The organism is Lactiplantibacillus sp. ME-2 (genome assembly GCF_022549155.1).
Classification (GTDB): domain Bacteria; phylum Bacillota; class Bacilli; order Lactobacillales; family Lactobacillaceae; genus Lactiplantibacillus; species Lactiplantibacillus plantarum.
This window is the reverse complement of the sequence record NZ_JAKZEQ010000027.1, coordinates 34,668-48,502: the sequence shown is the minus strand read 5'-3', so window position 1 is coordinate 48,502 and position 13,835 is coordinate 34,668. Positions and strand designations below refer to the sequence as shown.

Sequence of the window (13,835 nt, the reverse complement as noted above, 5' to 3'; positions counted from 1 at the left end):
TAAGTGATTGCTTTGGGCTTTTTAATTTCTGTTCGGATTAATTATAGAATTTGCCTAATTATAACTTAACTATTTTGGATATCGCGCCAGTTCATATAGGGGATAACGTGATGATTGGCCCCAATGTTGATATTTATACGGTCAATCACCCGTTGACGGCTAGTGGTCGACGTGCTAGCTTGGCCCAGGGTCATCCAGTCACGATTGGTCATGATGTTTGGATTGGGGGGAGAGCGGTGATTACGCCCGGCGTGACGATTGGTAATAATGTTGTGATTGCGGCTGGAGCAGTCGTTACTCATGACATGCCTGATAATACGTTGGTGGCCGGGGTACCAGCCAAAGTTATTCGACAATTAGAATAAGAAAGGTCGCAATTGGCTAGCTTTTTGGGCACTTATTTTACTCATTGGCATGATGAGTCGTAAATACGACGAAAATAAGGTTTATTTTTGAAAATTAGTCCACGTAAGCGGCACCAATTATTTTTACAGGTATACTTAGATTAACAAACTAATATTAAGAGAAAGAGGATGCCGTTTGTTATATTTAATCGAACAGTTGTATGGACCCTTCTTCAGTGCGACTAACTGGGGTAACGTCATCACATCTGCTAATGACTGGTTAATCATTTTATCGTTAGCAATTATTGAGTGTTTACTATCAGTTGATAATGCCGTTGTCTTAGCTGCTCAGACCCAGAGTTTAGATAATTTACAAGAGCGGGAAAAATCGTTATTCTATGGCTTGTGGGGGGCCTATATCTTTCGGTTTTTAATCATTGGGATTGGCACGTATTTGATCAGTTTTTGGGAGATCAAAGTGTTAGGTGCGGCTTACCTTGGGTACTTGGTGTATCGATACTTTAGTCAGCCGAAAAATGGGGCCAAGGTGGCACAGAAACCCAAGCAACAACGACGCTTCTTCGGACTAAGCAACTTCTGGTCGGTCGTCATTCAGATTGAAATGATGGATATCATTTTCTCAATTGATTCTGTATTGGCGTCATTGGCAATTTCGGATAATCCGGTGATTGTTTTGATTGGTGGGATGATTGGGATTGCCTGCATGCGGGGCATTGCCGAGGTCATTATGCGCTTAATGCGCAAGATTCCCGAGTTGGAAACCATGGCGTATTGCTTGATTGTCTTGATTGCCATCAAATTATTTATCTCAATTCCTGCCATTGGTTGGGATATTCCCGCAACGGCTTTTGGTGGTATCGTATTAGTAGCATTTATTATTACGTTGCTGATTCATTTTTGGCGTCGGCGCCGCAATGAACAGTGCGTGGAAGGAAAGGTGCGTAAATGATGAAATTAGGTTGGATTGGTACCGGCGTCATGGGGGCAGCGATTGTCCGTAACCTGATGACGGCCGGCTATGACGTAACGGTTTATAATCGAACAAAAAGTAAGGCGGATGCGCTAGTTGCGGCGGAGGCCACTTGGGCTGATACACCGGCTGCCGTGGCAGAAACGAGTGACGTGATTTTCACCATGGTTGGGTTCCCACGGGACGTCGAACAAGTTTATTTTGGTGATCACGGGATTTTCAGTGGATTGGCCGCTGGAAAAACGGTAATTGACATGACGACGAGCCAACCCAAGTTAGCCGTTAAAATTGCGACGTACGCGCGTGAACATGACATGCACGCTTTGGATGCGCCCGTGTCCGGCGGTGATATTGGCGCCCAAAACGCCACTTTGACGGTGATGGTCGGTGGCGATGCCGATACGTACGAGGCGATGTTACCATTATTTAATGTGCTTGGTCACAAGGTCAATCATTTTGGGGATGCTGGTACTGGTCAACATGCCAAGATGGCCAATCAGATCATGATTGCAGGGACGATGACTGGGTTAACTGAAATGTTATTGTATACCAAGGCAGCCGGTCTTGATCCGGAAAAAGTCTTGGCAACGTTATCTAGCGGTGGTGCTGACAACTGGAGCATGGATAATTACGTGCCCCGGATTCTGAAGGACGATTACACGCCTGGCTTTTTTGCCCGCCATTTTCTTAAAGATTTGCGGATTGCTTTGAGCGAGGCGGATGCGATGGGACTTAATCTGGTTGCGACGGCGCAGGCTAAACGACTTTATGAAGTAATGGTCGATGTCAAAGGCTTGGGTGATCAAGGAACTCAGGGATTGATTAATATTTATTAGCGCGTGGCTGACTTGATGAAAGTCGCTCAAACATCATATATTTATTGAAATAATAGTTATCAAGGCGGGGATTCAGCGAGTTTAATCTTTCTGAATCCCCGCCTTTTATTAACATGATACGCATTATGCGAGTTAATTTGTCATGAATCGTGATTAAAACGTGCCAGTTAAATTACTGTTCGTCAGCCGGTGCGCGTCCTATGCCGACCTCCGGGGCTGGGTGCCAATTGCTGGAACGCAGCCGACGTCGATTTGAGCTAACGCATAACCCGCGTCATCTCAAATACGAGTCTTATTCTAAGCCGGAAGAAAAACACTTCCAGCTAAGAATAATTTGGCTACTGAGCATTGTCACCCAGCCCCTCCAGTCGGGAAGCCGCTCAAATGGCAAATGAACAGCCACTTAACTTGGTACAATTAGTCGCTGACTATATTTTTTACTGGAAATTTAAACATAACGTTAGGGTGGCGTTAACCACTTTGTCGAGACGTTTAATTATTACTATGGTGATTTGGGAATAGTAAATTATCACAATATCATTTTCTGTCTGACAGTTGATTGACAAAGTTATCGTTTATAAAAAGCAATGACAAGTCCATCAATGATTGGGTACATCCATGTCCGCCATTCGAACACTGTCCCGACTGGAAGGCGTTTCGGCCAATGCTCAGCACTGCCAAGAGTGTGAGGTTCAGACGGGTGAGACTGAGGATTAGCCTAGCTAGGGCGTTAAGCGGTGAATTTCCGCTTGACGTCATAGCGTAGCTAACCGGAAGTCTCAGTCTGACCCGAGCACGTTTCACTAATATGCCATTAAAGCGTGGAAGACCAGTATTTAAGACTGGTCTGCGGCTTAAATCTGTGTCCACCGCGTTCCAGCAATTGGAAGAAATACCTGGAAGTCGGCGTAGGACGCGCCAACTAAGTAATTTTACGCTAACTCGAACTTTTTCCAGCAGGCCTAAGCTGGCTGCTTTTGAACTGACATAACTGGCACGTTTTAATCACGATTAATGCTAAGTAATAACTAGTACAACGTCTAGCATGGTATTTTATGAAACGATATCTGAAAATAAACTTGGTATACTGTCAATCTTGATGACTAGCATTTTGATGCATTAAAAAACGGATTCTTCAGCGATGTGTGGCTGAGGGATCCGTTTGATGTATTAAGGCTTAATTGATTTAGTTTAAGGTTGCGGCTGCTTTTTGGGCAGCGAGGTTGATGATGTTCCAAGGACGGTCAAAGCCTGGTTGGAAGAAGAAGTCCGTGTAAGCTAAGTCAGCAACAGTCAGTTTAGCTTGAATAGCCACTGAGATGGCGTTGATGTTAGCAGTAACATCGTACTTCGACATGATTTGCGCACCAAGCACGCGACCATCAGTTGGGTCAAAGGTTAGTTTGAACCAAACTTTGGTGTTGCCAGCATCTTCAGAGACAAATTTAGGCCGAATGGTATCGGTGACTAACACGGATGCCGTCTTAACGCCCAGCTTGTCAGCCGTGCCTTCTTTAACACCAGTGGAAGCAAAGTGGTAGTCAAAGACGGAAAGTGCGGATGAACCAGAAACAGCAGGCATTGGTACGTTTTCGCCAAGTAAGTTCTTAGCGGCAATCCGACCTTGCCGACGAGCGTTAGTGGCTAACGCAATGCGGTTATCCTTGCCAGTTGGGGCAAATGGGACTAAGGTCGCGTCCCCGACGGCGTAAATGTCAGTGTCACTCGTTTGGAGGTGGTCGTTGATCTTGATCAAACCGTGATCATCTAAGTCGACAACGCCTTTCAAGAAGCCAGTTGCTGGCCGAATCCCGGCGGCAGTTACGACCAGGTCAGCTGGATATTCGCCTTGATCGGTCACTACTTTGGTGACGTGGCCGTCAACACCTTCATACGCTTTAATACCTTGGCCAACTGCAGCATAGATGCCGTGATCGGCCATCGTCTTAGTCAAGATATCCGTGAATTCTTGATCAAGGTAAAGACTAAGTAAACGTGGTAATAGGTCGATAACCGTGACGTGCATGCCAGCTTTGGCAAAGACTTCAGCCGCCTCAATCCCAATATAACCGGAGCCAATGACAACCACATTCTTAACGCTAGGGTCAACGGTCTTGGCCTTTAATTTGATGGCCCAGTCGCGTCCACGCATTGCGTAGATGTTGGCTAAGTCATGGCCGGGTACTGGTAGGTCAAATGGTACCGCGCCGACACTTAGGACTAGTTTGTCATAAGTTTCATCACGTTCGTCACCAGTGGCGTGGTCAATGACGTGCACACTGTGACTAGCAGGGTCGACCTTACTAATTTCACTATTTACAAAAACGTGGACGCCTTGGGCTTGCATGCCAGCAGGAGTGGCATAGCTGACGGAGTTAACGTCTTTAACGGCACCTTCGAGGTATAATTGCATCCCACATGAGAGGAATGACAGAAAATCACCTTTTTCATACCATTGAATTTCAGTATCTGGTTGAGCGGCTAAAATACCGCGAACCGTTTCATAACCACCATGAGAAGAACCAACGACAATAACTTTCATAATTGTAAAGCCTCCAAATTTTAGTTTAGAACTGTTCTAAATAGAATATAACACGAACTAAGTTTGTCGGCAAGGGCAGTTTGTAATTATTCTAAATTATCAGTGAAAAATAGCTGTGCCCGTCGACACCATTTAGTTTAGAAATATTCTAGTTAGAATATAGCACTAAAATAAATTGTTCACAACTAAAACGGTTACAATTAGCTGCAAAAAACACCCAATCATCAAAAAATTGATGACTGGGTGTCAGTATTAATAGGGATGGACTTAATGATTATTCAATAATATCGAAGAAACTTAGCAACTTTTCTTTGGTCAATTGGGCTTTTTCCTCATCACGAACATCATACTTAATCTGGCCCTGATCAAGGACAATCAGGCGATTACCATAGCGAAGCGCATCGTCTAAATGGTGGGTGATCATCAGACACGTTAACTTTTCCTCCGTGACCCGTTGATTCGTTTGTGTCATTAGTTGAGCGCTGGTCTTAGGATCGAGTGCGGCTGTGTGTTCATCTAGTAACAAGAGATCAGGGCGCTGCTCGGTAGCCATTAAAAAGCTCAGAGCCTGGCGCTGCCCCCCAGATAAATTTTCTGTTGCCGTGTTGAGCCGAGCTGAAAGACCGTTGCCATCCATCGTTTCCGTTAAGGCTTGAAAGTGGGGCAGGTGCTTTTTCAATTGGCGTAATTTTAACGTACGTCGCTTACCACGTTGGCTGGCAAGCAGTAAGTTTTCGGCAACGGTCATCCGGGGTGCGGTGCCCATCTTGGGGTCTTGGAAAACGCGCGCCAGGAAAGCGGTCCGCTTTTCAACGGATAGTCGGGTGATGTCCTGGTCACGTAACTGGATGGTGCCACTATCAACCGGCAACTCGCCACTGATCGTGTTGAAGAGGGTCGACTTACCAGCACCATTTGAACCAAGTACGGTAATAAAATCACCATCATAGACGTCTAAGTTCAGGCCCCGCAAAATTTTGACCTCATTCGGGGTTCCCGAATTAACTTTGGTCACGATATTTTTTAATGATAATAATGGGGCACTACTGTTCGTCATAACGGGCCACTCCCTTCTTTAAAACGTGATTAAGATGTAGAACTTTACTGAATTGCGGTAACATTAAGCAGATTGCCAGAATTAATGCGGATAACAGGTTCATGTCGTTGGTGTTGAAGCCCAGTTGGAGGACTAACAGGCGCACGAACTGATACAAAATACTGCCGAGGGTAACCGCAACGAGTCGTTGATTCAACGTTAATTCACCAAAGACAACTTCACCGATGATGATCGAGGCTAGCGCAATTACGATGATTCCGATTCCCATGCTGACATCGGCATAACCGTTATTTTGCGCAATTAATGCGCCGCCCAGGCCAATGATACCGTTAGAGACCATCAATCCCATGATGGTCATGTTATCGGTGTTAATACCAATTGAACGTGCCATTTCACGATTGTCACCAGTGACAATGAAGGCTTGGCCGAGGTTAGTTTGCAAGAAGACAATCAGAAGCACGGTAATGATACTGATCACTACTAGGCCAACAAAGACGCTGTCAAAATATTTAGGCAGTGATTCCAAAAAGTGATTAGAAAAAATAGTTTGTTTGCCTAGCAATGAAACGTTGGAACTGCCGCCCATAATGCGCAAATTGATTGATAAGCACGCGGTCATCACTAGAATCCCGGCTAAGAGAATGGGCACTTTACCCTTGGTATAAAGTAGGCCGGTGACCAGGCCGGTAATCGCGCCCGCAACGAAGGCTAACAGGGAAGCGGTAACGGGGCCCATTCCATGGCTAATCGCCATGACAGCAGTGGCCGCACCGAGTGGAAACGTCCCTTCGACGGTCATATCAGGAAAATCAAGAATTCGAAATGTCAAAAATAATGCGACGCCTAAGGTTGCCCACAAGAGGCCTTGGCCGATACTCGATACGATCATACTCATTTGTAAATAACCCCTTTCGCTTTGGCTTCTTTAAGGACACTTGCTGGGAACTTGATGCCGAGCTTTTTAGCTTCACTTAAATTGATGGTCATCTTACCCTTAGTGATGACTTTGATTGGGTAGTCGCTAGTTGCTTTGCCCTTTAAAACTTGGGCTGCCATTTCACCAGTTAGTTTACCAAGTTGATACTGGTCAACGGATAAGGTTGCGAGCCCGCCCGCTTTAACCATCGTATCAACGGCTGGAATGACTGGTACCTTAGCCTTATTTGTAACGGAGACTAGCGTTTTCATGGCACTTGCGACGCCATTATCTTGCGGCGCATAAACGGCGTCGACATTGGCGGCCATGGTTTCAGCCACTTGCTGCATATCGTTGGTGTTAGAGATAGTATATAACTTGTATTTCACACCTTCTTGTTTACAAATCCGTGCAAACTTTTTGGCGTTATATTCACCACCATGATCTGAAGTGGTGTAAATAATTCCGATTGTTTTAGCGCTGGGAACGAGCTTCCGCAACAAGTCTAAGTGGGATTTCAATGGAGATTCACCAGAAGTCCCCGTAACATTGGCACCGGGATGTTGGTCGCTTTTAATTAGGCCGCTACCCGATGGATCAGTAATACCTGCTAACATAACAGGGTTTTGCTTGTTAGCCGCAGAAGCGAGGGCCTGCGCGGCGGGGGTGGCAATTCCGACTGTTAACGCGGCGTTTTCGTTCATGAATTTTTGGCTCATGGTTTTCAAGTTACTTTGATCGCCCTGGGCATTTTGATAGTCGATTTTGACCGTCTTGCCATCGACATAACCATATTCCTTTAGACCAGCGACCACGCCACGATGAATCGCGTCGAGTGCGGGGTGGGTCTGGAGTTGAAGAATGCCGACCGTCGGCACTTTCTTTGTACTGGTCGTCTTCGTGGCGGTGGTTTTGCCTGTCATGACAAAGGCCACTCCCAGAAAGACGATCAAGGCACTAATGAATGCAATCATACGTTTCAATCTAATCACCTCAAAAAATTTCTTAAGCTCGGGCAAGTTCAAAGCCAATAAAAAAGGGCAAACCAGTAAGCTCTGGTTTGCCCTTTACGGAACCGAAGCCTGCTGTGTTAAAACCCATGCAGACTTCTTTGAATATCAAAGTGAGCCGGCACAGATACAAACTGTTTGCCAGATTGTATCCGTGTGGACGGCATTACAATCTGAACGGCCGGCTTTGCCATGAACTGTTCAAGTTAGTAACTGACTTTGACATGCTTGGTTCCTCGCTTTCGTTATTGAATGAGTTCAGTATAGGCAAAGTCGAAAAAAGTGTCAAGGATAAATTTCACCAAATATTAAAATTTGTGGTGAAAATCTTGTGAGATGCGGATGCTTGGTCGTCGGCATTTGTTCGTTCTAGTCCGACCTCCGGGGCGGGGTGCCAATGGCTGGAACGCAGCCGACGTCGATTTAAGCCCGAGCAAAACCCGCCTGGTCTCAAGCCTATGAGGGGCCACGGTTGAAGCCGAACATTGTCTAGTAACGGATTAATACGGTTTTGACATTAGTCTGTTGGCGTAGCAAGCACAGAATTTAGTGGTACCGAACACGTTTCGGGAAACCGCTCGAATGGCTGATGAACGACCACCGAGCTTAGCGCAACTTATCGGTGCCTATTTTGATACTGGCACTTTAAACAAAGCGTTAGGTTCATTAAAGCATTCTGTTGAGAGATTAAATCTTACTACACCGATTCAGGATTAGTGAGCTATCTCAATATCACTTTCAGTCTGACAGTTGATTGACAAAATAACTGTTGATAAAAAGCAACGACGAATTCATCAACAGTTGAGTACATCTTTGTCCGCCATTCGAATACTATCCCGACTGGAAGACGTTCCGGCAATTGGCAGAAATGCCTGTAAGTTGGCTTAGGACGAACCAGCAAAGCATGTTTACGCTAACTCGCACGTTTTCCAGCGGGCCTAAGCTGGCTGCTTTTGATTTTAGTTATTCAGCAAGTTTTGAATAAGCATTCAAGTAAAACATAACGAAAAACAATAAAATGAGTTGACAATGAATAAAGGTGGTGCTAAATTAGTTTTAAATTAAAAACAGATTAAGACGTTGAAGAGAAGAGTAATCGCATCACTGATTTGCAGAGAGCTTCGTAATGGTGAGAGAAGTATTCAGGAGTGCGGTGAAGATGAGCTTGGAGTCATGATGCGGGTCGTAGTGGCTACGCATGCGGTGGCAACCGATATATTGCGGGGTTTCCTAGATTTTTCAGGGTACTCGTCGAGGTTGTGATCGTGAGATGGCAGCGAACAACGGTGGTAACGCGAAAGCTTTCGTCCGTTAGTTTCTAACATATTAGAGACTAATGGATGGGAGCTTTTTTTTGTTTCAATACAGGTGAGAGGGAGCGGTTAGATGACAGTCACAGCAAATAATGGATTATTAGCGGCCCGTGGAGAATGGGCGAACGCAACGTGTCAAGAAAGTCATCAGGCACAACAGATTTTAATTTTAAACTTGATGCCGACTAAGGTAACGACGGAGCGGCAGTTCCTAAAGCGTTTTGCAGCCGGTAACACAGATGTGGCTGTGACGTTTATGTATCCCGCGAGTCACCATTTCAAGAGCCTGCCACAAGCAGTCGTCGCGGCACATTACGTGACGTTGGCTGATATTCAAGATCAGTATTTTGATGGCTTGATCGTCACCGGCGCGCCAGTTGAGACGTTACCGTTTGAAGCAGTCGATTACTGGAACGAATTGTTAACAATCATTGATTGGTCACGACAGCACGTTAGCCAGACTTTATTTGAATGCTGGGCAGCACAAGCAGGGCTATACGCACAGTTTGGAATCGCAAAGCGCGCTGTTGCTCACAAGATATTCGGTATTTATAGTGCGACTAGTACTGATGTTAAGTCGCCGCTGATTAGTGGACTGAATGCAGGAGGTTTGCTAAAAATGCCACAGTCACGGCATACAGCACTAGTGATGCCGGAACGCTTACCCGCTGGATTGCAGGTTGTCGCTGACAATCCGAAGGTGGGACCGCTCGTCTTATCTGCCCCCAAGCTGCACGCGGTCTATGTGACCGGTCATCCTGAATACGAGCGCCGCACGCTTGCCGATGAATATTTGCGCGACCGACGTAAGCACTTGCCGATTCAGTTACCTGAACATTACTTTGCTACTGAACAATTAACAACAGTTGATTACAGTTGGCAAACTTCAAGCAATCAACTGTATCAAAACTGGTTAGCAACTTTGAATTTAACGAAAGTAGGTTATTAATTATGACAACAACGAATCCTGAAAATTATCACTTTGAAACGTTACAAGTCCATGCGGGCCAGACGGTTGATGAAACGGGCGCACGGGCCGTGCCAATCTATCAAACGACTTCATACGTCTTTAAGGATGCCAAGCAAGCCGCGGGTCGCTTTGCCCTGACTGATGCCGGCAATATTTATACACGACTGACGAACCCAACGACGGACGTGGTCGACAAACGAGTGGCCGCCTTGGAGCACGGGACGGCTGGGGTAACGCTCGCAACGGGTTCTGCTGCGATAACCGCGGCAATTTTAAACATTGCGCAACAGGGGGATGAAATTGTGGCGGCCAACACCTTGTATGGTGGGACCTATGACCTGTTTAGCGTGACGTTAAAGAAGTTGGGCATCACAACGCACTTTGTTGATCCTGACGAACCGGCAAATTTTGAGACGGCAATTAACGATCATACTAAGGCCTTGTACGTTGAAAGTATCGGTAATCCTGGCATTAACTTAGTTGATTTTGAAGCCATCGGAAAAATCGCTCATGATCATGGCATTATTTTTATTGTTGATAATACCTTTGGGACACCATACCTAGTTCGACCACTTGAACATGGGGCCGACGTGGTCGTACATTCAGCAACTAAGTTTATCGGTGGTCACGGGACGACCATGGGTGGCGTTATTGTTGAAGGCGGCCAATTTGACTGGCGTGCGAGTGGCAAGTATCCAGATTTCACAACGCCAGATCCGCAATATAACGGCCTCGTTTTTGCCGATTTGGGTGGGGCAGCCTTTACGACTAAGGTCCGGGCGGAAACGCTGCGAGATACCGGTGCAACTATCAGTCCCTTTAATTCCTTCTTGTTGTTGCAAGGTCTAGAATCCTTGTCATTGCGAGTAGAACGACACGTGACCAATACACGCAAGATTGTTGCCTTCTTAAAAGCACATCCAAAAGTTGCCTGGATCAATTATCCAGAACTGGAAGATAGCCCGTACCATGACTTAGCAACTAAGTACTTCCCGAATGGGGTTGGTTCGATCTTCACCCTGGGATTGACTGGTGGCGAGGCTGCTGGTAAGGCATTAATTGAACATCTACAACTCTTTTCATTGTTAGCAAACGTCGCTGATGCTAAATCATTAATTATCCATCCCGCTTCCACCACGCATGCGCAATTAAATGAACAGGAATTGTTAGCAGCTGGTGTAACGCCTGACTTGATTCGAATTTCAGTAGGTGTCGAAAATGCCGATGATTTAATTGCTGATTTGGATCAAGCATTGGCACAGGTTTAATAGGTCGGAATGGTCGATGATTGAAAGTATGTGAAACGGAGGGTGCGACAATGACAACGACAATTGAAGTGGGCATGTTAGGGTTAGGAACTGTGGGTAGTGGGGTGGTTGAACGGTTGACCCGCTCGGCTGCCAAAATTGAACAAACGCAGGGTATTCGGTTGCACCTAGCAGCAGTTGCCGTTAATCATTTGAACGCGCCTCGGACTGTTCAGTTACCGATTGGGACGCGCTTGACCGATTCATTAACGAACGTTGTTTGTGACCGAAAAATCCAACTAGTCATTGAAGTCATGGGGACGGTCGGAACTGCTAAAAAGGCCATTGTGGCAGCACTTAATCAGGGTAAGGCTGTCGTGACCGCTAATAAAGACTTAATTGCAACGGCGGGACCTGAATTGGCTGCGTTAGCCAAAAAACAGGGCTGTGATTTATTTTACGAGGCTAGTGTTGCGGGGGGAATTCCGATCTTGCGGACATTAACAGATAGTTACGTGACGGACAATGTGCAGGCGGTCAGCGGAATCATCAACGGGACGGCTAATTATATGCTAAGTGCAATGGCAACCGGGCAATCGTACGAACAAGCTTTAGCTACTGCACAAGCAGCCGGGTACGCCGAAGCTAATCCGACTAATGATGTTGCGGGCATTGATGCGGCGTACAAATTGATGATCCTCAGTCGCTTTGCTTTTGGGCAAGAGTTGAGCCTGCCGCAGATTGCACCCACGGGAATCACGCATTTAAGCGCTTCGGTTTGTCGATTAGCAGCTGAAAATGGCTGGCAGATTAAATTGCTCGCGCAGATTCAGCGACACGGATCTGGTTTGTATTGTCGTGTGGCGCCCAGTGGCCATGCCGGTTGATCAACCCCTGAGTCAGATCAATGGGGTCCAAAACGCTGTAGCTGTTCAAAGTGAAGCCATTGGTACCAGCTTGTATACCGGACCGGGTGCGGGAAGTACGGCGACGGCTAATAGTGTTCTAAATGACGTCTTAGTAGCGGCCAAGCACCTTATCAATGGTTATCGAATGATTCGTAACCAGAAAAGAAGTGTCTCGTTAACGGTCACTCGATTTGACCAGTTACCACAAACATACTTAGGCATTGGTTCGGTCGCACCAGAAGCCGTGAAATATTACGCTAATGAAGCTGATTTCTCAGTAAAAACGATTGCCGATGATTGTTATCAGATTACTGGATTAAGTGCGGTGAAACGCAAAAAGCTGCGTGCGAACTTGCCACTGACTTTGATACCAATTGCCGGTACAACGGACTGGAAGCAAGTGACCGAAAATTCAATAACATCTCCCATAAATGTTGCAATTTGAAAAAGAACGCTCAGGTACAGTATACTGTATCTGAGCGTCTTTTTTTGATGCTAAGTTCCCATGGGATACCCATGGCTAAGTGGATGAGCTAATTGAAATGAGTTAGCGAGACGTGGCAGTTGGTTGACTGACACGATGAGGAGTGAAATTATGAAAATTGCGGTGGTGACCGAAAGCTCTGCTAATTTAAAAGCGCAGGCGGTGAAAGACTACCAAATTACGGTGGTGAACGACCCGATTATGTTCGGTAATCATGTTTACCACGAGAACGTAGATATCACGACGGATCAATTTTACCGATTACTAAAAGTTGAAAAAGAAATTCCAACGATTTCTCAAATTTCAATGCCAGAGATGCAAGTCGTTTTTGATCAGCTGCAAGCGGCGGGCTATGACCAAATTCTAGTTATTGGGTTGAGTAGTGGTATCAGTGGCTGGATCAATAATTTGAAGACCTATGCGCCGTCAGTTGACGGTATTGACGTGCGGGTGTTTGATTCACGAACTGCTTGCGCGGGGACGGCGAACATGGTGAAGCTGGCTGCGGCCATGGCATTGGCGGACTACACCTTAGATGAAATTATTGCGCAACTGACGCGCTTGCGGGCGGCTACGACGACGGTCTTAATTGTTAACTCGATGCGCCATCTAGTTAAAAATGGCCGGATTTATAACAATAGTAGTCTGGCCGGAACGATGGTGTTGCGCAATAAGCCGATTATTACGTTCAATGGGCATGGGAAGATTCAACTTTTAGGTAAGGAACGGACGCTCAAAAATGCACAACAGGCTGTTCAAGATGAATTTAGTCAGTTTGTGATGAACAGTCAATTACCAGTTCGGCTGGACGTCATCAGCGCTAATGACGCGCAGATTGCCGAAGACTGGGCGAGCGAACTACGTTATCAGTTTCCAGCAGTCCGGGTCAAGACTGGGGTTATCGGTCCAGTTTTAGGCGTCTTGACTGGAGACCATGCGCTCGGAATGATCTGGTCATTAGATTGGAAGCCATTGTTGACGACCCTCAATCAGGAGCAAAAACAATAGGCCGTTGGGGTTGCCCGTGTGCGGTTTGCTGATGATACTGTCGTATACAGACAGCTGGGTTTTAAAAAAGTTTTGCATCGAAGGTTGACATTTTACTAAAATGATATTATGGTTATAACATTAAAACTTGATGAAAAGCTATAATGCTTTAAGGAGTAACTGACTTGTGATGCTCAGAAAGCGCCGTTGCTGTGAAGGTGTGATGACAA

12 protein-coding genes and 1 pseudogene are annotated in these 13,835 nt (G+C 46.0%); 9 read left to right on the top strand and 4 right to left on the bottom strand.

Annotated elements, in window-relative coordinates; genetic code table 11:
• Positions 1-56 precede the first annotated feature (56 nt).
• From MMY95_RS10550 to MMY95_RS10540, 3 genes and pseudogenes are all read left to right on the top strand, one after another.
• Positions 57-365: pseudogene (locus MMY95_RS10550) on the top strand (DapH/DapD/GlmU-related protein); the annotation flags it as partial.
• Positions 366-540: 175 nt separating this feature from the next.
• Entirely contained in the window at positions 541-1,314 is a 774-nt protein-coding gene (locus MMY95_RS10545; RefSeq protein WP_003646594.1) for a TerC family protein, read from the top strand.
• Positions 1,311-2,171, top strand: a complete 861-nt coding sequence (locus MMY95_RS10540) for an NAD(P)-dependent oxidoreductase (protein ID WP_202861110.1) — start codon at positions 1,311-1,313, stop codon at positions 2,169-2,171. The genes MMY95_RS10545 and MMY95_RS10540 overlap by 4 nt, the downstream gene beginning before the upstream one ends.
• A gap of 1,186 nt (positions 2,172-3,357) precedes the next feature.
• Here MMY95_RS10540 and MMY95_RS10535 read toward each other — a convergent pair.
• From MMY95_RS10535 to trpX, 4 genes are all read right to left on the bottom strand, one after another.
• On the bottom strand, positions 3,358-4,713 hold the full coding sequence (locus tag MMY95_RS10535; RefSeq protein WP_003646597.1) for an FAD-dependent oxidoreductase: 1,356 nt from the start codon (positions 4,711-4,713) through the stop codon (positions 3,358-3,360).
• A 274-nt stretch (positions 4,714-4,987) separates the two neighbouring features.
• A complete protein-coding gene (locus tag MMY95_RS10530) occupies positions 4,988-5,770 on the bottom strand; it encodes an ATP-binding cassette domain-containing protein (protein WP_003642726.1) in 783 nt (260 codons plus the stop codon).
• Positions 5,757-6,665, bottom strand: a complete 909-nt coding sequence (locus tag MMY95_RS10525; RefSeq protein WP_003642727.1) for an ABC transporter permease — start codon at positions 6,663-6,665, stop codon at positions 5,757-5,759. Before MMY95_RS10525 ends, MMY95_RS10530 begins: the two co-directional genes overlap by 14 nt.
• On the bottom strand, positions 6,662-7,660 hold the full coding sequence (gene trpX / locus MMY95_RS10520) for a tryptophan ABC transporter substrate-binding protein (RefSeq protein WP_241277637.1): 999 nt from the start codon (positions 7,658-7,660) through the stop codon (positions 6,662-6,664). The genes MMY95_RS10525 and trpX overlap by 4 nt, the downstream gene beginning before the upstream one ends.
• A 618-nt stretch (positions 7,661-8,278) precedes the next feature.
• On the opposite strand from trpX, the gene MMY95_RS15980 reads away from it, so the two are divergent.
• The 6 genes from MMY95_RS15980 (at position 8,279) to MMY95_RS10495 (ending at position 13,626) form a co-directional block, all read left to right on the top strand.
• Positions 8,279-8,413, top strand: coding sequence for a hypothetical protein (locus tag MMY95_RS15980; protein WP_003642730.1), 135 nt, complete (start codon positions 8,279-8,281; stop codon positions 8,411-8,413).
• A 669-nt stretch (positions 8,414-9,082) separates the two neighbouring features.
• Positions 9,083-9,958 (top strand): homoserine O-succinyltransferase, encoded by an 876-nt coding sequence (locus MMY95_RS10515; protein WP_015380668.1) that lies wholly within the window; start codon positions 9,083-9,085, stop codon positions 9,956-9,958.
• Between the two features lie 2 nt (positions 9,959-9,960).
• On the top strand, positions 9,961-11,247 hold the full coding sequence (locus MMY95_RS10510; RefSeq protein WP_003642732.1) for an O-acetylhomoserine aminocarboxypropyltransferase/cysteine synthase family protein: 1,287 nt from the start codon (positions 9,961-9,963) through the stop codon (positions 11,245-11,247).
• Between the two features lie 50 nt (positions 11,248-11,297).
• Positions 11,298-12,113 carry a homoserine dehydrogenase gene (locus tag MMY95_RS10505; RefSeq protein WP_238352226.1) on the top strand — a complete coding sequence of 272 codons (816 nt, stop codon included), beginning with the start codon at positions 11,298-11,300 and terminating at the stop codon, positions 12,111-12,113.
• The gene (locus MMY95_RS10500; protein ID WP_238352225.1) at positions 12,103-12,579 is read left to right on the top strand and encodes a hypothetical protein; all 477 of its coding nucleotides are present in this window, start codon (positions 12,103-12,105) and stop codon (positions 12,577-12,579) included. The genes MMY95_RS10505 and MMY95_RS10500 overlap by 11 nt, the downstream gene beginning before the upstream one ends.
• Positions 12,580-12,729: 150 nt before the next feature.
• Complete coding sequence (locus tag MMY95_RS10495) at positions 12,730-13,626, top strand: DegV family protein (RefSeq protein WP_003644677.1); 897 nt, start codon at positions 12,730-12,732, stop codon at positions 13,624-13,626.
• Positions 13,627-13,835: the final 209 nt, after the last annotated feature.